At 65.2% G+C, this 20,998-nt stretch carries 21 protein-coding genes; 10 read left to right on the top strand and 11 right to left on the bottom strand.

Features of this window, described 5'->3' with window-relative positions:
- Nucleotides 1-138: 138 nt before the first annotated feature.
- Nucleotides 139-2,736 (top strand): 2-oxoglutarate dehydrogenase E1 component, encoded by a 2,598-nt coding sequence (locus tag NG898_RS23745; protein WP_252694721.1) that lies wholly within the window; start codon nt 139-141, stop codon nt 2,734-2,736.
- A gap of 90 nt (nt 2,737-2,826) precedes the next feature.
- On the opposite strand, the gene NG898_RS23740 is transcribed toward NG898_RS23745, so the two are convergent.
- From NG898_RS23740 to NG898_RS23715, 6 genes are all read right to left on the bottom strand, one after another.
- The gene (locus tag NG898_RS23740) at nt 2,827-4,131 is read right to left on the bottom strand and encodes an MFS family transporter (RefSeq protein WP_252694720.1); all 1,305 of its coding nucleotides are present in this window, start codon (nt 4,129-4,131) and stop codon (nt 2,827-2,829) included.
- A 172-nt stretch (nt 4,132-4,303) separates the two neighbouring features.
- Nucleotides 4,304-4,606 carry an addiction module antidote protein gene (locus NG898_RS23735; RefSeq protein ID WP_252694719.1) on the bottom strand — a complete coding sequence of 101 codons (303 nt, stop codon included), beginning with the start codon at nt 4,604-4,606 and terminating at the stop codon, nt 4,304-4,306.
- 2 nt (nt 4,607-4,608) lie between these two features.
- On the bottom strand, nt 4,609-4,908 hold the full coding sequence (locus NG898_RS23730; RefSeq protein WP_252694718.1) for a type II toxin-antitoxin system RelE/ParE family toxin: 300 nt from the start codon (nt 4,906-4,908) through the stop codon (nt 4,609-4,611).
- Between the two features lie 81 nt (nt 4,909-4,989).
- The gene (locus NG898_RS23725) at nt 4,990-6,213 is read right to left on the bottom strand and encodes an MFS transporter (protein WP_252694717.1); all 1,224 of its coding nucleotides are present in this window, start codon (nt 6,211-6,213) and stop codon (nt 4,990-4,992) included.
- Nucleotides 6,214-6,313: 100 nt separating this feature from the next.
- The gene (locus NG898_RS23720) at nt 6,314-7,150 is read right to left on the bottom strand and encodes a GntR family transcriptional regulator (RefSeq protein ID WP_252694716.1); all 837 of its coding nucleotides are present in this window, start codon (nt 7,148-7,150) and stop codon (nt 6,314-6,316) included.
- 170 nt (nt 7,151-7,320) lie between these two features.
- Nucleotides 7,321-7,863 (bottom strand): winged helix-turn-helix transcriptional regulator, encoded by a 543-nt coding sequence (locus NG898_RS23715; protein WP_252694715.1) that lies wholly within the window; start codon nt 7,861-7,863, stop codon nt 7,321-7,323.
- 134 nt (nt 7,864-7,997) lie between these two features.
- On the opposite strand from NG898_RS23715, the gene NG898_RS23710 reads away from it, so the two are divergent.
- The 3 genes from NG898_RS23710 to NG898_RS23700 all read left to right on the top strand — a co-directional run bounded on the left by NG898_RS23710 (nt 7,998) and on the right by NG898_RS23700 (nt 10,178).
- Complete coding sequence (locus NG898_RS23710) at nt 7,998-8,576, top strand: GNAT family N-acetyltransferase (RefSeq protein ID WP_252694714.1); 579 nt, start codon at nt 7,998-8,000, stop codon at nt 8,574-8,576.
- Nucleotides 8,577-8,817: 241 nt separating this feature from the next.
- A complete protein-coding gene (locus NG898_RS23705; protein ID WP_252694713.1) occupies nt 8,818-9,252 on the top strand; it encodes a VOC family protein in 435 nt (144 codons plus the stop codon).
- A gap of 50 nt (nt 9,253-9,302) precedes the next feature.
- The gene (locus tag NG898_RS23700) at nt 9,303-10,178 is read left to right on the top strand and encodes a LysR family transcriptional regulator (RefSeq protein ID WP_252694712.1); all 876 of its coding nucleotides are present in this window, start codon (nt 9,303-9,305) and stop codon (nt 10,176-10,178) included.
- Nucleotides 10,179-10,205: 27 nt separating this feature from the next.
- On the opposite strand, the gene NG898_RS23695 is transcribed toward NG898_RS23700, so the two are convergent.
- From NG898_RS23695 to NG898_RS23680, 4 genes are all read right to left on the bottom strand, one after another.
- Nucleotides 10,206-10,565, bottom strand: coding sequence for a hypothetical protein (locus NG898_RS23695; RefSeq protein WP_092974646.1), 360 nt, complete (start codon nt 10,563-10,565; stop codon nt 10,206-10,208).
- 67 nt (nt 10,566-10,632) lie between these two features.
- The gene (locus tag NG898_RS23690; RefSeq protein ID WP_252694711.1) at nt 10,633-11,061 is read right to left on the bottom strand and encodes a roadblock/LC7 domain-containing protein; all 429 of its coding nucleotides are present in this window, start codon (nt 11,059-11,061) and stop codon (nt 10,633-10,635) included.
- Entirely contained in the window at nt 11,058-11,573 is a 516-nt protein-coding gene (locus NG898_RS23685) for a GTP-binding protein (RefSeq protein WP_252694710.1), read from the bottom strand. Before NG898_RS23685 ends, NG898_RS23690 begins: the two co-directional genes overlap by 4 nt.
- Nucleotides 11,574-12,296: a hypothetical protein gene (locus NG898_RS23680; protein ID WP_252694709.1), complete on the bottom strand. Its 723-nt coding sequence runs from the start codon at nt 12,294-12,296 to the stop codon at nt 11,574-11,576. It abuts the gene before it with no gap.
- Between the two features lie 385 nt (nt 12,297-12,681).
- On the opposite strand from NG898_RS23680, the gene modA reads away from it, so the two are divergent.
- Complete coding sequence (gene modA / locus NG898_RS23675; RefSeq protein ID WP_252694708.1) at nt 12,682-13,455, top strand: molybdate ABC transporter substrate-binding protein; 774 nt, start codon at nt 12,682-12,684, stop codon at nt 13,453-13,455.
- On the opposite strand, the gene NG898_RS23670 is transcribed toward modA, so the two are convergent.
- Nucleotides 13,456-14,754, bottom strand: coding sequence for an MFS transporter (locus tag NG898_RS23670; protein WP_252694707.1), 1,299 nt, complete (start codon nt 14,752-14,754; stop codon nt 13,456-13,458).
- 171 nt (nt 14,755-14,925) lie between these two features.
- Between NG898_RS23670 and NG898_RS23665 the strand changes: the two genes are divergently transcribed.
- The 5 genes from NG898_RS23665 (at nt 14,926) to NG898_RS23645 (ending at nt 20,902) form a co-directional block, all read left to right on the top strand.
- Nucleotides 14,926-15,585 (top strand): TetR/AcrR family transcriptional regulator, encoded by a 660-nt coding sequence (locus NG898_RS23665; protein WP_252694706.1) that lies wholly within the window; start codon nt 14,926-14,928, stop codon nt 15,583-15,585.
- Between the two features lie 93 nt (nt 15,586-15,678).
- Nucleotides 15,679-16,641 carry an AAA family ATPase gene (locus NG898_RS23660; protein ID WP_252694705.1) on the top strand — a complete coding sequence of 321 codons (963 nt, stop codon included), beginning with the start codon at nt 15,679-15,681 and terminating at the stop codon, nt 16,639-16,641.
- A 12-nt stretch (nt 16,642-16,653) separates the two neighbouring features.
- On the top strand, nt 16,654-17,730 hold the full coding sequence (locus NG898_RS23655; protein WP_252694704.1) for a DUF58 domain-containing protein: 1,077 nt from the start codon (nt 16,654-16,656) through the stop codon (nt 17,728-17,730).
- Between the two features lie 106 nt (nt 17,731-17,836).
- A complete protein-coding gene (locus NG898_RS23650; protein WP_252694703.1) occupies nt 17,837-19,873 on the top strand; it encodes a transglutaminase TgpA family protein in 2,037 nt (678 codons plus the stop codon).
- A 384-nt stretch (nt 19,874-20,257) separates the two neighbouring features.
- Entirely contained in the window at nt 20,258-20,902 is a 645-nt protein-coding gene (locus NG898_RS23645; RefSeq protein ID WP_252694702.1) for a carbonic anhydrase, read from the top strand.
- Nucleotides 20,903-20,998 lie beyond the last annotated feature (96 nt).

Genomic DNA, 20,998 nt, shown 5'->3' with positions numbered 1-20,998 from the left:
GGCGTTTCGAACGGTCCCGCCATTTGCCGAACAGGTGTCTGCTGCGCAACCGCTGTGCTGGTCGGGGGATTGCGCGCGCGTGCGCCGGAGTGCCGATGGCGGGGTCAACCCACGGTGTCTCTTATCTCCTGAACAACCATGTCTTCGCACGCTCCTCAAATGGCCGCCCCGGATTCGGCCGCAGCGTTTGACCCATCTGACACGCTGCCCGGCACTGCCGCGGCGGCGCCCCCAACCACCCCTGTCACGCAGTTGATCGAAGCCTATCGTGAGCATGGACATCGCCGCGCGCGTCTGGACCCGCTCGCCCGCGTGCCGCTGCCCGAAGTGCCCGAGCTTCGCCTGCGGTTTCACGGCCTGGACGCTGCGCAGAAGCGCGAGCCGGCAAGCACGGTCCTGCCCACAGCGACGACGATGCAGGAGCTCGAATGGCAGCTCAAGCGCGTGTACTGCGGAACGATCGGCCTCGATTGCAGCAGCGTGCGCAAGCGCCAGCGCCGTGCGTGGCTCTACGCGCGCATGGAGGCAGAACTGCTGGCGCCGCCGCTTGCCCCGGACCAGAAGCGTTGGCTGCTGCGCCGGCTGGTGGCGGCAGAGGTGTGGGAACGTCTTGCTGCCGGCACGTTCGCGCATGCCAAGCGCTTCTCTCTTGAGGGCTGCGAGAGCCTGGTGCCGCTGCTCGATACGCTGGTTGAGGCGGGCGCCGGACATGGCGTGCGGCACGTATTTCTCGGCTTGCCGCATCGCGGGCGCTTGAACACGCTCGTCAACGTGATGGGCGTAGATGCGCGGGGCATGCTCGATCGGCTCGATCCGGATTCGGAAGTCGCTTTCAGCCAGCGGGATCTGCCGTATCACCTTGGTGGCGTTGCGCGCCGGATGGTTGCCGACGATGAGGTCACGCTGGTGCTGGCACCCAATCCCTCGCATCTGCAGAGCCTGTACCCGGTCGTCTGCGGCATGGCGCGCGCGCATGTGGACGAGCACCCCGGCACACCGTGCCTGCCGGTGATGGTGCATGGCGATGCCGCGTTCGCGGGGCAAGGCGTTGTCATGGAGACCCTGAACCTGACCCGCCGCAGCGGCTATACGACGGGTGGCGTCGTGCACGTGATCGTCAATAACCAGATCGGCTTTACGACACCCAACGTGATGGACGTGCGTGCCAACGACTACTGCACCGACGTCACGCGCATGGTTGATGCGCCGGTACTCCACGTCAACGCGGACGACCCCGAAGCCGTCTTGCGTGCCGCACGCATTGCCATTGCGTATCGCATGGAGCATGGCGCCGATATCGTCATTGATCTGATTGGTTACCGCCGCCTTGGGCACTCGGAGCACGACACGCCTTCCGTGACGCAGCCCGCGCTGCACGCGGCCATTGCCGCGCACCCGACGGTGACCGAGCTGTATCACGCTGCCAGTGCGGAATCGATGCGCCTGGCGGATCTGCGTGAAGCCGCCGTGCGCGATTTGCAGGCAGCCCCTGGCACGGCGCCGCATGCGGCTGACGTTTCCCCGCTGCACAGCGCTGCGCGCCGCCAGCTTCAGCCGTTGTCGTTGCAGCGCGCACGGGCATTGACGCAGACACTCACCACACCGCCCGACGGCGTGCTCCTGCACGATGTCGTGCGCGGGCTTTGCGAGCGCTGGCGTGCCGCAGTATCGAGCGACGAGAATCCGGTCGACTGGTGTCTGGCTGAAAACCTCGCCCATGCCACGCTGCTGGAAGACGGGCACGGTATCCGGTTGTCCGGCATGGATGTCGGGCGCGGCACGTTCATGCATCGACATGCGGTGTGGCACTCGCAGGCGATGCTGTCCGACGGCGGCGACCGATACGTTCCGCTGCAGCACGTGGCGTCGTGCCAGGGCGCATTCGATATCGTCAACTCACCGTTGTCGGAAGAAGCTGCGTTGGGCTTCGAGTACGGCTACAGCGTACAGGCCCGTACACGGCTCACGCTGTGGGAGGCGCAGTTCGGCGACTTCGTCAACGGCGCCCAGGTCTTTATCGACCAGTACATCGCTTCGGGTGAATACAAGTGGGGTTGCCAGTCTGCATTGGCGATGTTGCTGCCGCACGGCCACGAGGGTGTCGGGCCGGAACATTCCAGCGGATTCCTGGGGCGCTTTCTCCAGCTTTGCGCGGATGACAACATGCGCGTGGTCATGCCGTCGACGTCGGGCCAGTGGTTCCATTTGCTGCGCGACCAAGCCACGCTGGCAACGCCCAAGCCGCTGATCGTTATGTCGCCCAAGACGGAACTGCACGGCAACGGGCGTTCGCATTCGCGCTTGCAGGAGGTGATCGACGGGTGCTTCATGTCGGTGCTGGCCGATGCCTGGGTGACCGACACGCAAACCATCACGCGTGTGGTGCTGTGCAGTGGCAAGTTCTTCTACGAACTGCATGCGCAGCGCGAGCGCGATGCCTGCGCAGATGTGGCGTTGGTGCGCGTTGAGCAGCTCTACCCGTTTCCGCAGGAGCCACTTGTGGCTGCGCTACGGGCATTCCCGAACCTGAAGGAAATCGTCTGGGCGCAGGAGGAGGACGCCAACCAGGGCGCATGGCGCTTCGTGCGCGACGCGCTGGAGGCGTGTCTACCGGAGGGGAGCCGACTGGCCAATGTGTGCCGCAGCGCAACGCCGTCGGGCGCGCATGCGTCGGTGCGCGCGCATCAAGCGGAGCAGCGTCGCCTGGTTGCTGCTGCGTTTGGCGTGCTGAGTTAGTCGGACGCTGATGCAGAAAGCTCGGCCGCGACCGCCGTTTGAGGCATCGGTGGTCGCGGTAAGGGCTTGTGGTTGAAGCGCGGGCCGCGATTAAGGCTCGTGGCGCAGATACCCTTCCTTGCTCGGGTCTGGCATGAAGTACGTCACGACGAAAGACACCGCGCACAGCGCCGTCACGTACCAGTAGAACGTCGATTCGGTGCCAGCCTGCTTGAACCACAGCGCCACGTATTCCGCAGAGCCACCGAACACCGCGTTGGCGATCGCATACGACAGGCCGACGCCCATTGCGCGCACTTCCGGAGGGAACATCTCGGCCTTGATCAGCCCGCTGATCGACGTATAGAAGCTGACGATGGCCAGCGCCAGGGTGATGAGACCAAACGCCGCGAGCGGGGTCGACACCGTGGCGAGTGCCTTCATGAGCGGCACCGTGCCCAGCACAGAAAGGGCCCCGAACAGCAGCATCGAATTACGTCGGCCGATGCGATCGGACAGCGCGCCAAACACCGGCTGCAGCACCATGTAGACGAACAGCGCTCCCGTCATCACGTTGGAGGCAGTCTTGGTGTCCATGTGCGCCGTGTTGACGAGGTACTTCTGCATGTACGTCGTGAACGTGTAGAAGATCAGCGAGCCGCCGGCGGTAAAGCCGAGCACACGCAGGAACGCCCCCTTGTGCTGCCAGGCGCCGCGGATCGTGCCCGCGTGCTCGGCCTTGCGCGCCGAGGTGGTCTGCGTTTCGTGCAGCGATTTACGCAGGTACAGGGCGATCAGCGCAGTCAGCGCGCCCACCACAAATGGAATCCGCCAGCCCCAGGCTTTCAGCTCGGCCGTCGTCAGCAGTTGTTGCAGGATCACCAGCACGAGCACCGCGCACAACTGGCCGCCGATCAGCGTCACATACTGGAACGAGGCAAAGAAGCCGCGCCGACCCTTCAGCGCTACCTCGCTCATGTAGGTTGCGCTGGTGCCGTATTCCCCGCCTACCGACAGGCCCTGGAAGAGCCGTGCCACGAGCAGCAGGAACGGGGCCAGCGCACCGATCTGCGCGTACGTCGGCAGTACCGCGATCAGCAGCGAGCCGCCGCACATCATCAGCACCGAGATCATCATTGCCGTGCGCCGGCCACGCTTGTCGGCAATGCGGCCGAATAGCCAGCCGCCAATCGGTCGCATCAGGAAGCCAGCCGCAAATACGCCTGCCGTGTTCAGCAGTTGCGTCGTGCGGTCGCCGCTGGGGAAGAACGCCGGCGCGAAGTACAGCGAGCTGAACGCGTAGACGTAAAAGTCGAACCATTCGACGAGGTTGCCCGACGACGCGCCGACGATGGCAAAGATGCGGCGGCGTGTGTCGTGCGGGTCAACCGCGTGCGGGGTGGCAGTGCTATCCATGAGGGCGTCTCGGTGTGGTTGTTCTGTGGGCAGCCTAAGCTGACCCTCAGAATTGTAGCGACATGTCGCAGATTGTCGCGCCCCGGAGTTGCCCCGATGGGTGAGATGGTGTGTTGCGGGAGGTGTGGAACCGGCGTGCTGAGGTTACGCAGAAACGGGTACGGTCGACCGTTTATACCGCTACCGCATGCAGGCGGATGCCCAACGCGCGCATCACTTTAAGCACAGTGGCAAAGCTGGGATTGCCTTCTTCGGATAAGGCTTTATACAGTCCCTCGCGCGTCATGCCAGTGTCACGCGCAAGCTGCGTCATGCCGCGCGCACGGGCCACCACGCCGAGAGCGTGCGTGATGAAGGCAGGATCGTCGGCGGCCTCCTCCAGGCAAGCGTCGAGATACGCGACCATGTCCGCTTCTGTCTTGAGATGCTCGGCGGAGTCCCACAGGCGGGTTTTGACGAGTTTGTCGGTAGGCATGGTCACTCCACGTCGAGATAGCGCGACAAGTCAATCGCCCGCCGGATGTCGGCTTCCTGTGTTGACTTGTCGCCGCCGCACAGCAGGATGACAAGCACGGCGCCACGCTGGGCGAAATACACGCGGTAACCGGGGCCGTGGTCGATGCGTAGTTCACTGACACCATCACGGACGAGCTTCACATCACCGGGATTACCGAGCTGCAAGCGGTCGATCCGTACTTGGATGCGGCGCTGCGCAGTCTTGTCACGCAGCTTCGAAAACCAAGTGTCAAACGCGGTGGTGGTGCGGATTGTCAGCATGCGGGCATGCTAGGGACCGCATATCAATCTGTAAACTATAGTTCACAAATGATCACGACGGCAACGTTGCTGGCTCGCTTGTTACTGCGCCCCCTGCCGCGCGTTGAACACCACGCGCAGCCCGAGCGCCACCAGCGCCGCCGCCGTGCAGAACGCCATCAGTCCCGTCCAGCGCGCGCTTGTCCACGCAAGGCTCGCGCCATATGCGCCCAACGACATGCCGATGAACAGCGCCGTCATGAACACCGCGTTGATGCGGCTGCGCGCTTCGGGTGCGAGCGCATAGATGATGGTCTGGTGCGACACGAGCGCTGCCTGCACGCCCACGTCAAAGACGAGCGTGCCGATCACGATGGCGATGAGCGATTGGGGGAACAGCGCCATCGCTGCAAACGTCACCGCCATGAGCAACGCGCCACCCGCTGCGATGTGGCCTGGCGCAACGCGGCCAGACAATCGCCCGGCAATGCTCGCACCCAGCGCGCCTGCTGCGCCGGCCAGACCAAGCAGACCTGCTTGACCCGTCGACAGCCCGAGCGAACCCGTCAGATGCAGTGTCACGGTCGACCAGAAGCCCGAGAACGCAATGCCGATGAACGCCTGCGTGATGGCCGACGCGCGCAGCCGCGGGTGCTGGGCGAACTGCGTGCCAAGAGAGCGCAGCAGCGTGAGGTACGGTTTCCGCATGGTCGCGGGCGGCGCCACACCAAAGTGGGCGGCGCGCACGGCAATCGCCAGGCCAACAATCGCGACCGCCGACACGCCGAATGCCGCGCGCCAGCCGAAGTGGTCCGCGACGATGCCGCTGAACACGCGTGAGCTGACGATGCCGATCAGCAGCCCCGTCATCACCGTGCCGATGTTGCGGTTGCGGTTTTGATCGGTGCTGATGGCGGCCGCGCTGGGCACGAAGTCCTGCGCGATGGTGGCCGACAGCCCCACTGCAAAGCCTGCCGCAGCCAGCACTGGCAGGCTAGGCGCAAGGCAACTGGCGATGAGCGCCAGCGTGAGCAGCACCGCCTTCCACAGGATGACGATGCGGCGGTCGTAACGGTCACCCAGCGGGCCGAAGAAAAAGATGCCGCTGGCGTAGCCCGCCGCCGTGAGCGTGGGCAGGACGCCCAACGCGTGTGGTGCGATGGCGAGGTCGCGGCCGATCAGGCCCAGGAGCGGGTGGTTCAGATAGATGCACGCCACACTGATGCCCGCACCGGCCGTGAGCAGGCGGATCAACCCTTGGGTGTCAGGTCCGGCAGGGGTGGTGGTAGCGGTGGCTGGCGTTGGGGACGCAGGCGAGGTCGACATGGAAACCTCTTGTAGGAAATTGCTGCATCGCAGCGAAGCGGCGATGCTAACAACTTTCATGCGGGCCTGCAGACGGCCAATAACCTTGCCGGCGGTGGTGTCAGGCGCGCTGGCCGGCAGGGGTAGGGGCTGAGGTGGGCGCCTCTTCCACGTCTTCGCTGTGGCCGCCCTGCACGTCATGGCCGGCGTTGTCGATCCACAGGCGAGCGCGGTCTTCGCCCACGCGCGAGAGCTCCATGCGGTATTCGTAGCGGTCGGGTCGATAGAGGCCTTGCAGCAGTTGCACGGGCCGCCCGCTCATCTCGCGCACGATGCGCTGAACGGACAGCAGCGGCGCACCCACCGACACATCCAGATACTGCGCCGTCGCCACATCGGCCAAACGTGCAGACACCACCTGCGACGCCCGATCGATCCGCACGCCCGAGCCCTCGATCAACCGCAGGAGCGACTGGTTCGCCAGGCGGTCCAGCGTGAGCTTGCTTGTCACATCCAGCGGCAGCCACGTGGTGATGAGCGCCATGGGCGTGTCTTCCAGATGGCGCACGCGCACGAGTTTCTTGATCGGCGTGCCGGGTGCGATTTCCAGGCATTTGGCCTCGTCGGGCGGGGCCAGCACGTCTTCAAATTCGACGACGACGGCGGAGGTGCGCTCGCCCACGTCGATGATGTTCTGCAGCAGCGTCTGGGCGCCGCCGCCCATCGTCAACGGGTCATCGGGTTTGACGACAAACGTGCCCATGCCGCGATGGCGGCGCACCAGACCTTCCTTGACGAGGTAGTCGAACACGCGCCGCATCGTGACGCGCGACGCGCCGAACTGGCGGGCCAGCTCGATTTCGCCCGGCATCGGGCCTTCGCTGAACCGGCCCTCAAGAATCTGTTGGCGCAGAACGACGTAGATCTGGTGGTAGAGCGGTACCACGGCATCAGGCATGGCAGTCGTGGTTCCGGGCGTGAGCAGCGAGGTCGAGGGCGAAATCAGGAGGGGCGGCCATCAAGCGATGGGGCAAGGCGCAGGATGCGTTGGAAAGCCGGGCCAAACGCGGCCATTTGCCCATTCATCCGCGACGATAGGGCGTTTTTCCGGGCCTGTAAAGTTGTGTGTTACCCGTTGGCTGGCGGCGTATCGTCGGCCGTGGCGGCAGCACTTTCCCTCTGCCCATAACGGGGATTGCGCTCGCGCATCGAGTTCTTGGGCGCAACCGGCTCGCCCAGCGCATTGACGAGTGCCACGTGGATCGGCGTGCCGCTTTCGCGGTCGCGCAACAGCATGGGGCCCTCACCGTCGGGCGTGAGGTAGCGGTCGCCCCATTGCATCAGCGCGACGATGGCGGGCAGCAGGTCGACGCCCGCCCGCGTGAGCCGGTAGGCGTCGCGCACGCGGTCGCCCGGTTCCTGATACGGCACGCGGCGCAGGATGCCGTACGTCACCAGCGCCTTGAGCCGCGACGACAGGATCGCCGACGAGCACCCCGTGCGGCGCAAAAACTCGTCAAACCGTGTCACGCCCGAGAACGCCTCGCGCAACACGAGCAACGTCCATTTCTCGCCGACGATCGACACGGCGGCCGCGATGGAGCAGGGCTCTTCCATCGACGTCACAAGCTCCGACGCCGCTGGGACGGGGAAGGGTTCCGGAATTCTCATGGCAAAAGCATAGTCAATTCTGACTTTACTTGCAAAAGTCAGGGTTTCTGCTAATCTAGCTTCAAATTAGAAAGTCAGGCGGTGATCCCGTGCTGGCGGTCAATAACAACGATCCATCGCGTGAGGAGATCCCCATGCTTTACACCATCCACCGTTACCCCGCCGAATGGATCGACCGCTGGACCATGCACGACGGCTCCATCGCCACCGTGCGCCCGATTCTGCCGCAAGACGCTCCCCTTGAGGCTGCCCTGGTCGAGGGGCTGTCGTCCGAGTCGCGCTATGCGCGCTTCCTGGTGGGCGGCGGCCGGCTGACCGACGAGATGCTCGCCGCCTACACGCAAATCGATTACGTGAACCACATGGCGCTGGTCGTAAGCGTGGCGCGCCCTGACGGCACCGGAGAAGACCTGATCGCCGATGGCCGCTTCGTCGTGGAAGACGGCGTGGCCGAATTTGCAGTGCTGGTGGCCGATGCGTGGCAGGGCAAGGGCGTCGGGCGACGTTTGTTTGCCACGCTGGTCCGTGCGGCGCGGGTGTCCGGCGCGCGTGAAGTCTTCGGCGAGGTGCTGTCCATCAACCGCCGCATGATCAGCCTGGCGCGCGATGCGGGTTTTCGCGTTGCGAATGTGCCGGGCGATGCCACCGTCTGCACCGTGCGCCTGCCGCTGGCCGATGTTGAAGCGGTCATGACGCCGTTCGTTTTCGCCTGAATCGTCCAAGTTTTGCGTGTCTGCACCCCTGCAGACGCGCCTACCGTGTGTCTCTTTCGCCGCCATTGAGCGGCGTCTTTTTTGGTCAATTCATCGATATTGATGGCGCTCAGCGCAAAAAATCATCGCTTTTGTGGATGAATGGATGCGCATAGACTCATCTGCGTGGCCTGGTGCGTGGGTGCCCCCCACCTGCGTGCCGGTGCTGCCTTGTTCAATCCCTGCCGCCTTTGCCCCCACCATGAGCGACGTCACGCCTGTGCTTGCCCCATTCCACCTCGCCTTTCCCGTGCACGACATTGCCGCGGCGCGCGCCTTTTACGGCGACATCCTCGGTTGCCCGGAGGGGCGCAGTTCGCCGGATTGGGTGGATTTCAATTTCTACGGCCATCAGATCGTTGCCCACCTCGCGCCGGACGAAATCGGCCACCGCAAGACCAGCGCCGTCGACGGCGACAACGTGCCCGTGCGCCACTTCGGCGTGGTGCTTTCCATGCCCGAATGGGAAGCCGCAGCCGACAAGCTGCGTGCCGCCGGCATCGAGTTCATCATCGAGCCGCACATCCGCTTCAAGGGTGAAGTGGGCGAGCAGGCCACGATGTTCTTCCTCGACCCGTCGGGCAACGCGATGGAGATGAAGGCGTTTGCCAATATGGCGTCGCTGTTTGCCAAGTGAGCCGGCGCGGCACGCGTATCCTTGCGCTTCTCCACTGATGCGCGCGCTCCATGCTTCGAGAACTCAAGACCTTCATCGCCGTTGCCCGGCACGGCACCTTTGCGGGCGCGGGCGATCGCATCGGCCTTACGCAGTCGGCGGTGAGCGCGCAGATCCAGCGTCTGGAAGCGTCGCTCGGCTTCGCGCTCTTTGATCGCACGGGCCGCTCGGCCACACTCAATGCCGCCGGGCGCGATGCGCTGGCGCTGGCCGAACACATCGTCACGCTGTATGACCGTCTGGGCGACCAGGCCGGCGGCAACGAGCAGCGCGGCCTGGTGCGCGTCGGGGCGATTGCCTCCGTGCAGACGTCGTTTCTGGTGGATGCGCTGGTGCAGTTTCGCAGCGAATTCCCGCATTGCCGTGCGCGCATCGTGCCGGGCGTCTCGCTGGACCTGCTCGGCCTGGTGGATGCCGGCGAGATCGACCTCGCCGTGCTCATCCGCCCGCCGTTTGCGGTGCCGGCCGATCTGGAATGGCGCACGCTGGTGGTCGAGCCCTTCGTGCTGCTGGTGCCCGCCAGCGTGCCCGGCTACGACTGGCGCGCGCTGCTCGCGCATCAACCGTTCATCCGCTATGACCGCCGCTCGTTCGGCGGCCGCCGCGTCGACCAGTTCCTGCGCGACCAGCGCATCACCACGCACGACGTGATCGAACTCGACGAGCTGCAAGGCATGACGCAACTCGTGGCGCGCGGGCAGGGCGTCGCACTTGCCCCGCAGACCGCCGCGCAAGCCACCTGGCCGCCAGGCACACGTGCCATCAGCCTGGGCGACGACACCTTCTACCGCGAGATCGGCCTGATCGAACGCCCTCGCCACAGCCGCCAGCCCATTGCAGGGCGGCTTGCAGATTGCATTGACGAAGCCGCGCGTCCGCATCAGTGATGCGGTGTGCCGCAGGCACGCGACCGATCAAAAGCTCAGGGCCTGTTCGATTTCCTGAACCTTGCGCCGCGCCAGCGCCAAATTCGATTTGTTCTTGTCGAGCACGACGTAGAGGAACAGTCCGGGCTTGCTCCCGACGGGGCGAATGATGTGGTACTGCTTGCTGAGCGTAATCAGCATGTCGTCAATGACGTCGTCGAGCTTGAGCGCCTGCATGGTCTTGAGCTTGGCGCGTACCACTTCGGTATTGCCTGCTGCGGCGAGTTCGAGGTCGATTCCATCGCCTGCCGATGCGAGGATCATGCCGCTGGCGCTGTCGACCAGCATGGCGCACATCGCACCGTCGAAGGTTGCGAGATGGGTAATGGAACTGTTGAGATTGCTCATGATTTGATTCCCCCGATGGTGTGAGTAGGTTGTGGCGATGAAATCAGTGCGACCGCGGCTGGTGCGGCTAGGCGGGTCGGTGCAGCAAAGACATGGCGGGCAGCGCAGCGAGTTCTTCTGCGATGCGCTTGGCCTCCCATAGGGCGCGCCCGAGCACGGCATCCTGCCGGTTCGCCATGCACACCTGCACGATCGCGGACTGGCGGACGGGCTGGAACACCATGGTCCCCATGTCGGTTTCGAGCACCATCCGGTGGCAGGTGTTGAAGCGCACTTCGCGCCCCAGCGCACGGACCACCGACATGACCGTGCTCGTCATGGCCGAGAGACGCGCCGCGCTATAGCGCGTTGGGTCCAGCGCAGAGGCAATCGTGAAGCCGTCGAGCGTACAGAGCGTCGCGGCGGACAGGTCGGGTAGCGCATCGGCGTACCTGCTCAGCACTGCGGTTGCGGCTTGTGTGAGTTCGGCTGGAACGGGGGACACTGCTGCGTTCATGTTTGCAAGGTGTAGAGCATGATTTCGACGATATCGAGCATCTGTACCCGCTCGCGGACATCGGCCATCACCACCGGAATGGCCCGCCCGAGCATGTGGCTGAGCTGGGCGGAGAACGCATCGACCTGAGCAGGCGTGGCCGGCCGCGCCACAAGCACAAGGGTGGATGGCAGCGTAGGGTCGGAGGCGATACGACGCAGCAGAGGGATGCAACGCTCTCCCGCGTCGGGGGCATTGACGTCAACCATGACGATCGCGCCGGCGATGACCGAGATGAGCCAATCCCGCAGGAAATCGAAACGGTCCTGTCCGGGGCTGCCGTAGATCTGCAGCAGTTCGCCATCACCGAGGTCGACCTCGCCGAAGTCGACACCAACCGTCGTGGTGGCCTTGGCAGATGCGTGGCGATCAAGGTTTGGTACGTCGCAATCGATGGTCACCTCACCGCACAGCGTGCGAATGGCCGTGGTCTTGCCGATGCCCATCGGGCCGAAGATGCCAATGCGATGCATTCAGGGCCGGCCCTGTAGTTGATGGCGAGACGTCCGCAGCCAGCGCCCGACGACGTCGAAGAAGCGGCTGTGGGCAACGCTTGCCTTGTCGGGCGCGGTTGCCAACGGGGCATCGCGGTGTACGTCGATCTGCAGGGCGCCAAGCCGGTTCAGCGTACGCAGCAGCAGGCGGGCCTCTTCGTGTTCGAGTCCGCCATCCGTCGTCAACCAACGCAGGCTGACCGCGCGATTGGTCATGGTCGCCATCGCTCGCCGGAAACGCAGCGCCTGCAGATGCATCTCGAGCGTGACCCAGTGCAGCAGACGGTAGGTCGGCTCGGGGCTCGCCTCAGTGATTTGCGTGGGGAGAGATTCGACGGCAGCGGGGCTCGGACGCGCGGGTTTGTCCATCAGACGCAGCGCGACGCGATCCAGGATCACCCAGAGATCGTGCATGCTGAACGCAGATAGCAAGTGGAACGCGTCGTCGCCGTGGCTGGATTGTGGTGTCTCGTCGAGCCAGATCTTGATGGGGGCTGCAGCGGCAGCATCGACTGACCCGGAAGCGAGCACCACAACATCGGCCTGGTCGGGCAGGACTTCATCCCATTGATAGAGCGAGCGGCCGACAAGTGCGCTGATTCCTGCGCGCAGCCGGCGCTGCAGACCTTCATCAAGATGCTGCAATGAGATGCGGCCACGTCGGTGATCCACGCGCGCGTGGCCCGGTGCGAGCGGCTCCATGCCTGTTCCCCCAATTCAGATATCCCGAACCACGAGAACGGCCGGCGCATTGCGCGGTACTTCTGCGTGGAGACGCGGCATGCATGCCGGGGCTTTGATCAAGCCACTGGTGCGCTGCCTGCTGTTGTTTGTGTCTCGATTCCGGCCCCGTCCTGGCGCCCGTATATCGGTAAGCGAGAGGCTAGCATCGTCATTGCCGCCTTTGCGCAAGCCTGAGGAATCTTGAGTTTTGCTTATGAATCGCCGATGCGTCCGGGGCGGTAGCGAGGTGGCAAGACTCGGTTCGGCATCGGTGATACCGGACATACGTCGTGGCGCATTGACCGAGCGTTATATCGACTCGTATATTACGACCGGTCATTCATCCACTTTTCCCGGGTTCTTCATGCAACGCTTCTCGCGGCGCACGCACGTGCGCGCCATTGGTCTGGTCGCTGCGTTGTCGCTGGGCTTGGCAGCGCCCGCGCATGCGGCGGACCTTGTGGTTTCGGCGGCCGCCAGCCTGACCAACGCCTTCAAGACGATCGCGCAGCAGTACGAAGTGCTGCACCCGGATACCAAGGTCGTGCTCAACTTCGGCGCGTCGGACGTGCTGATGCAGCAGATCGTGAAGGGCGCCCCCGCAGACGTCTTTGCCTCCGCCGATCAGGAGGCCATGAACAAGGCCGTGGCCGAGAAAGTCATCAAGGCCGATACGCGCCACGACTTTGTTGCCAACCAGCTCGTGCTGATCGTGCCCGCCACGGGCACGGTGCCCGTGCATGCGCTGGCCGATCTGATGAGGCCCGAAGTGAAACGTGTGGCGATCGGCAATCCGGCGTCGGTGCCGGTGGGCCGCTATGCCAAGCGTGCGCTGGAAGCGGCCAAACTGTGGGAGCCGGTGGAGGCCAAGGCGGTGCTGGCGCAGAACGTGCGGCAGGCGCTGGACTATGTGTCGCGCGGCGAGGTCGAGGCCGGCCTAGTGTTCTCCACCGATGCCGCCATCGCCGCCGACAAGGTGAAGGTGGCGAGCCCCGTGCCGCTGAATGTACCGCTTACGTACCCGATCGCTGTGACCTCGGGCACGAAGCAGCCGCAATCGGCGGCTGACTTCGTGGCGTATGTGCTGTCGCCTGCCGGCCAGGCGGTGCTGGCCAGGTACGGTTTCCTGAAACCTTGATTACGCGGTAGCTGGCTGGCCCGCGCGCTCGGCATCTTGCTTGGGCGTGCGGTGAATGCGCAGCACCAGGAAGGCGCCAGCCACGCACAGCCCACCCGAAATCATGGAAGCGAGCGTGTAGTTGCCCAGCGAGGCGCGCATCATGCCCGCACCCAGCGTGGCGAATGCCGCGCCCAATTGATGCCCCGCGACGATCCAGCCGAACACGATGGGCGCTGCGGCCTTGCCGAACACGTCGTTGGTCAGGCGCACGGTGGGCGGCACGGTGGCAATCCAATCGAGGCCGTAGAAGATCGCGAACACCGGCAGGCCGAAGAACTCGAAGCCGAACGCATACGGCAGGTAGATCAGCGACAGCCCGCGCAGGCCGTAGTACCAGAACAGCAGAACGCGGCTGTTGTAGCGGTCGGACAGCCAGCCCGATAGCGTGGTGCCCACCAGGTCAAAAATCCCCATCGCGGCGAGCAGGCTCGCGCCCTTTACTTCAGAGAAGCCGTGGTCTGCGCACATGGCGATGAAGTGCGTGCCGATGTAGCCGTTGGTGCTCGCGCCGCAGATGAAGAAGCTGGCAAATAGGAGCCAGAAATCGCGCTTGCGTGCAGCCTGCACGAGCGTTCGCATGGCGAGGACGATGGGGTTGGCGCGGGGGCCTTGATCGACTTCCGGCGCATCGGCGGGTTCGCCATAGGTGCGCAGACCGACGCTCTTGGGCGATTCCGGCAGCAGCAGCCACACGACCGGCAACAGCAGCGCCAGCGCGCCGGCCACGATCAGCACCACCGGGCGCCAGCCGTAGCTCTCGACCACTGCGGCCATCATCGGCAGGAACACAAGCTGCCCTGTGGCCGAACTGGCCGTCAGGATGCCCATGGCCAGGCCGCGATGCGAAGTGAACCAGCGATTGACCACCGTTGCGCCCAGCGTGATAGCGGCCACACCCGTGCCGCCGCCCACCATCACGCCCCACAGCAGCACCATCTGCCACGGCTCATGCATCATCGCCGAGAGCGCCGTGCCGGAAATCAGCACCGCCAGCGCGCCGAGCACCGTCGGGCGGATGCCGAAATACTGCATCGACGCCGCTGCAAACGGCCCCGTCAGCCCATACAGCGCAATACCGATGGAGATGGCCAGCGAGATCGTGCTGCGGCTCCAGCCGAATTCGTGCTCGAGCGGGAGCATCATCACGCTGGGCGTGGCGCGCGTGCCGGCCGCGCACAGCAGGATCAGGAACACCACCGCCAGCGCAAGCCAGCTGTAGTGGAAACGAGGGGCGATGAGGCGGGCAAGTCGCTGCATGGGGTGTCCGATTCTTTCGATTCTTGTTGGGGCGACAATATCGCATTCGTTACCGGTCGGTAACAACGTGGTTGCGATGGTAGGTACCGATCGGTAACATGTCAAGCTGCATTCGAATGACACCGGCGCGGCTGGGGGTTTGTGTCCCACCACGCTTGCAGGAGCATCACCATGGCCACGCTCAACCGTCGCGGACCTCGCGCGCTTTCCACCGTTGATCAACCCAAGCCGACGCCGCGTCGCATCAGCGGCGAGGACGCGCACGCCAGCCTGCTCGAGGCGGCTCGTCAACTGTTTTACTACGAAGGCGTGCGGGCCGTGGGCGTCGAGGCCGTGGTGGAGAAGGCGGGCGTCAACAAGATGAGCCTGTACCGCCAGTTCAAGTCGAAGGACGATCTCGTCATCGCTTACCTGGAGCGCAGCGACGAGAGCTTCTGGGGCTACTTCAACGCGAGCGTGGCCAAGCATCCGGACGACGCGCGCGCGCAACTGCTGCAGTTCTTCATCGATGTCTCCGAACGCGCCTCACGCCCTGGCTACCGGGGCTGCCCGTTTGTGAATGTGGCGGCGGAGTTTCCGGACCTGACGCACCCGGCGCGGCAGTTTGTCCAGCGCAACAAGGCGCTGCTGCTCACCCGCCTGCGTGACCGCGCCCAAGCCGCCGGTGCGACCGATCCCGATGCGCTGGCCGACGATCTGGCCTTCCTGATCGAAGGCGCCTACACCGCCAGCCAGACCTTCGGCACCGATGCACCGCGCCTGATCAAGAGCCTGCCGCGCACGGCACGCGTGTTGCTCGATGCGGCTATTCCCGCGCGCAAACCGGACTGATGTTGTAGCGCACTCACGCACACGAAACATGGGCGCGCGGGTGTCGTGCGATGCCGCTACACTCGCGAGCATTGTTGCCTCGGCCGCACCTTAATGACGCCCAACCAAGTCCCGCTTTCTCCCGTTCGTACGGCGCCCGCCACGCCGCTGACCTTGCCGGCCGCGTTGTCGCAGGCGCAGCGCGCGCTCGACCGCATCGTGCTGGGCAAGCCGCTGCAGATCCGTTTGGCGCTGGCGTGTCTGCTGGCACGCGGGCATCTGCTGCTGGAAGACCTGCCGGGCGTAGGCAAGACCACGCTCGCGCATGCACTGGCCCGCACGCTCGGCCTGCAATATCAGCGCGTGCAGTTCACGAGCGATCTGCTGCCCACCGACCTGATCGGCGTGTCGATCTACGTGAAAGAAAAGGGCGCCTTCGAATTTCACCCCGGCCCGCTGTTTGCGCAGGTGGTGCTGGCCGATGAAATCAACCGCGCCACGCCCAAGGCGCAAAGCGCGCTGCTTGAAGCCATGGCCGAAGGGCAGGTCACGCATGACGGGGCGACGTATCCGCTGCCGGAGCCATTCTTCGTGATCGCCACGCAGAACCCGCTGAACCAGATCGGCACGCATCCGCTGCCGGAATCGCAGCTGGATCGCTTCACGATGCGGCTGTCGCTGGGCTATCCCGATCAAAGCTCCGAACGTGCGTTGTACCTTGGGGGCGGTGCGCCGCAAGACATTGAAGCCGTGCTGACGGCTGCGCAAGTTGTTGCTCTGCAGGCCGCCGCCGATGCCGTGCACGTGGCGCCGGCGCTGGTCGACTACGTGCTCGCGCTGGTGAATGCCACGCGCACAGATGCACAGGTGCAGATGGGCCTGTCGCCGCGCGCCGGGCTGGCGTTGCTGGCCGCGGCGCGTGCCTGGGCGCTCATCGATGCCCGCGATGCCGTGCTGCCCGAAGACGTGCAAGCCGTATTCAAGGCCGTGGCGGCGCACCGGTTGTTGCCCACGGGCGGCACGCTGTCGGCAACCGCGCTGGCGCAGCGGCTGCTCGACACGGTCGCCATTCCCTAAGTAGGCAGCGCCATGGCGCGATTGCGATCCCTGCTGCTCGCGCCGTTGCGTCTGCTCGGTACGGGCCTGGCGATGCTGCCCGGCATACGGTTTGTGCGGGCACGCGTGCAACGCTTTCTGCAGCGACCGCGCAAGCCGCGCGAAGGCCGCATCCGGCTGGACCGCAATCACGTCTACATCCTGCCCACCGCGGCCGGCGGCGGCTTTGCGCTGCTGCTGGTGGTGATGCTGCTCACCTCGCTCAACTACAACGTGAGCCTGGGCTTCCTACTGACGTTCGTGCTGGCTGGCGTGGCGGCGTCGGCCATGTGGCAGACCCATCGCAACCTCGTTGATCTGGAAGTGCGCGGCGCGGCGGGCGATGCCGTGTTTGCCGGGCATGCGTTGAATGTGGGCGTGGCATTGGCCAATGTCACGCCATGGGCGCGTGTGGGGGTGGACGTGAGCGCCGCGCAAGCCGCCGCGGTGGAAACGTCGCTCGACGCGCAGGACGCCGTGGTGGCCGCGTTGTCTTTCGCCGATCAGCCGCGCGGCTGGTTCAAGTTGCCGCGCCTGACGGTGTCGACGCGTTTTCCGCTTGGCCTATTTCGCGCGTGGAGTTATGCCGATGCGCCGCTGACCGTGCTCGTCTATCCCGCGCCCGAACCGTCCGCGCCGCCGTTGCCCGCGAGCTTTGCCCCCGACCCCGGGGATGAAGACGACACGCGCGCCGCCCGCACCCATGTCGAAGAAGCCGCAGACCAACTGCGCACATACCGCCCCGGCGACGCACTGCGCAGCATTGCCTGGAAACACAGCGCGCGGCTCGATACCTGGATGAGCCGCACCGGCCAGCAAGTCCGTCACGCGCAATGCGTGCTTGCGTGGGAGGCATTGCCGCCCTCGATGAACGTGGAGCAACGCCTGTCGCGCCTGTGCGCCTGGGTGCTGGCCGCCGAGCACGCGCCCGCCGGTGATGAGCCCGAATACACGCTGAGCCTGCCGGGCGTTTTCATCGGCCCGGCGCGGGGAGCGGCGCATCGGGATGCATGTTTACGGGCGTTGGCGTTGTGGGGCAAGCCTGCGATGCCGGAAGAGGGGGCGGCATGAGCAGTAAGCAGGGGCCCCGCGCAGCGGGGATGCGCACGTCCGCGAATGCCGCCGGCCGCCGACACCACCCGTCTCGGATGATCGACATGCGAGGGGAGGTGGCTACATGACGACGACCGCCACCATCGGCACCGAAGCGGCCGCCTTCGGCTCCGCCCGCGCATTGACGCACCGCGAGCATGGCTGGCTGATTGCCCAGCTTGCCGTCGTGCTCGCGCCGCTGCTGCGTGCGCTGCCGCTCGTCACGTGTGCCGTGTTCGGCGTGCTGCTGCTCTGGCGCGCGCTGTTGTGGGTGCGGGGGGCGCCATTGCCGGGCAAGTGGGTGCTGGGGCTGACGGGCGTGGCAACGCTGGTCGTAACGCTGGCGCTCGCCATGCGCACCGGCGGCAACATCGGGCGGGACTTGTCGGTGGCGCTGCTTGGCGCGTTTCTCGTGCTCAAGCTGATGGAATCGCACACCGTGCGCAACGGCGTGCTCGTCACGCAGTTGTGCTGCTTCCTGCTGCTCTCGCAGGTGCTGTTTGACCAGCGGCCCTGGCTGGCCGCCACCATGCTGGCGACCGTGGCGCTGCTGTTGCGCAACTGGCTGTTGCTGCTGCATCCGCAGGCGCGCGCGCGCGTGTCGCCTGCGCGTGTGCTGGCGCGCCTGGTGCTCATGGGTTTGCCGTGCGCGGCGGTGCTGTTCCTGTTGTTTCCGAGGCTGGATCATCCGCTGTGGCGCCTGCCGCAAACAGCCGACACCGCAGTCAGTGGCCTGTCTGATCGCATGGCGCCCGGCTCTGTCGGCCAGTTGATCCTGTCCGACGATCTTGCCTTCCGCGTTGACTTTGTCGGCGCGCCGCCACCGCTCGACACGCTCTACTGGCGCGGCATGGTGCTGTGGCGTTTCGATGGCCAGACATGGACGGCTGCATCGATGCGGCAACGTCCCGCGCCTGAAAGCGTACCCAATTCTGCGGACGCAATCAGCGGCGCGCCGGGTGTGTTCGACTACAACATCACGCTCGAGCCGACGCGCCAGCGCTGGCTGTTTGCGCTCGATCGCGGCCAGTCGATCGAGGCGCGCGACGGCACCGGCCGCAGCATCGACGGCGAATTCATCAGCACGCAACTGCTCGACCAGCGCGTGCGCTATCACGCGCGCTCGCAGTTGCCTGGGCGCAATCGCGCGGACGATGCACGGCCGCTGGACCCTCTCACGCAGCAGATGGCGCTTGCGTTGCCGCCGGGCAACCCGCAGGCGCGCGCACTGGCAGCGCAATGGGCACCGCTGCCGCCGGCCGAGCGCGTATCGGCAGCCCTCAAGCTATTCGGCCGCGCACCGTTTGCCTACACGCTTGAACCGGAGCCGCTGCAGAATCAGCAGATTGACGATTTTCTCTTCCGCACGCACCGTGGTTTCTGCGAGCACTATGCGGGCAGCTTCGTCTTTCTGATGCGCGCGGCTGGCGTGCCGGCGCGTGTGGTGGTGGGTTACCTCGGGGGCGAGGTGAATGCCGTGAGCGGCGACATCATCGTGCGCCAGTCCGACGCACATGCCTGGGCCGAGGTGTGGCTCGACGGACGCGGCTGGGTGCGTGTGGACCCGACCGCCGCCGTCGCGCCGCAACGCGTTGAACGCGGCTTGGCCGCCGCCGTGCCGGCGAGTGAATTCCGCTCGCGCCGTGCGGAAGAACCCGGCTGGCTGCGCAGCGTGCGCTGGGGGCTCGATGGCCTCATCAGCGGCTGGAACAGCTGGGTGCTCGGCTACGACCGCAACCGCCAGGCACGCCTGTTTGCGTGGCTGGGGCTCGATGCGGCGGACCCCCGCGCGGTGCTATGGGGCGTGTCGGGCCTCTTCCTGCTCGCCGCGCTGCCGCTTTTGTGGCAGCAACGCAAGCCCAAGCCTGACCCCGTGCAAGCTCAGTGGCAGCGCTTGTGTGACAGGCTGGCGCGGCATGGTTGCACGCGTGGCGTTGCCGAAGGCCCGATGGCCTACGCCGAGCGCGCTGCCACGCAGTTTCCACAAGCGGCACAGGCGTTGCGCGATGCCGCCGCCGGCTACGTCGCCCTACGCTATGGGCGTGACGATGGCGATGCGCAAGCGCGTGCCCGGCGGTTCACGCAATGGCGCGAAGCCGTTGCGCAAGTTCGCCTGGGCTAACGCGCAAGCTGTTGATCGGCTTAGAAGATGTGCCCCAAATGCGGGCACCCGCGCGGTTGATCCAGCGCGCTGGTCATTCACCTGTGATGGAATATTTTCCGATCCAGGGATTAAATATTTCGGATAGATAACTCGGGCAGTGCAATAACTGCACGCAGTTTCCCGATTGCAGATAATCGGTGCGACACAGTCGCGCAGGGCGTGCGCATTATCGGTGCATATTCGATTGGATTGGGCGTCGATACCCTCACTGGCACAGCGGGAACCTTTCTCATACGATGGTTTTCGTAACGTTTCCGCTGCACTGCAATGTTTGCCGAGAATACCCGCCCTACTGGGTTTCCGGGCAGCAGCGGTTTCGCAGATTCCGCAGGAGCCATACCAATGCATCGACCGAAACGCATGCTTGTCGAGAATGTCGCGTGGGCGCACGAAACTGCCGCGCGTGACCCCGGATTTTTTTCGCGTTTGGCCCAAGGCCAACAACCCCAGGTGTTATGGATCGGCTGCGCAGACAGCCGTGTGCCCGCTGAAACCATTACCCATTCCAACCCGGGCGATTTATTCGTCCACCGCAATATCGCCAATCTCGTTTGCCCGGCGGACGACAACACGATGAGCGTGCTGGAATATGCGGTGCGCGTGCTCAAGGTCGCGCACGTGATCGTGTGCGGGCATGACGGCTGCGGCGGCGTCCGTGCATCGCTGCTGCCGCCGCCCGATGGATTGCCACACGTGGCGCGCCGCATTGCGCCGCTGTGCGCGCTGGCCGGCCGTCACCGTACAGAACTTGATTCCGTGTCCGATCTGGATGCACGCGTCAATCGCCTGGCCGAACTGAATGTGCTCGAGCAGGTGCGCTGCCTGCGCGAGAGCCCCATCGTGCGCGAGGCAGAACGCCCGCCGCGCATACACGGCTGGATCTTCGGCCTGGCCGATGGGCATATCCGCGTGCTGGCGTCGGGCGATCCCGATGCGGAACACGCCACCCGCGGCGACATCCTGATGCCCGCCGAGGCCATCGCTTAACCCGATCGGCGGTGGCTTTCGCGGCTGTCGCCCGTTCCCGACGTTTTCTCTCCTCACGCATGCCGGCGGTGCCCCCGCCCGCAGGCAGGCATTCGC

The organism is Ralstonia mojiangensis, from assembly GCF_023955645.1.
Classification (GTDB): Bacteria; Pseudomonadota; Gammaproteobacteria; order Burkholderiales; family Burkholderiaceae; genus Ralstonia; species Ralstonia mojiangensis.
This window is presented reverse-complemented; position numbering and strand designations above follow the sequence as displayed.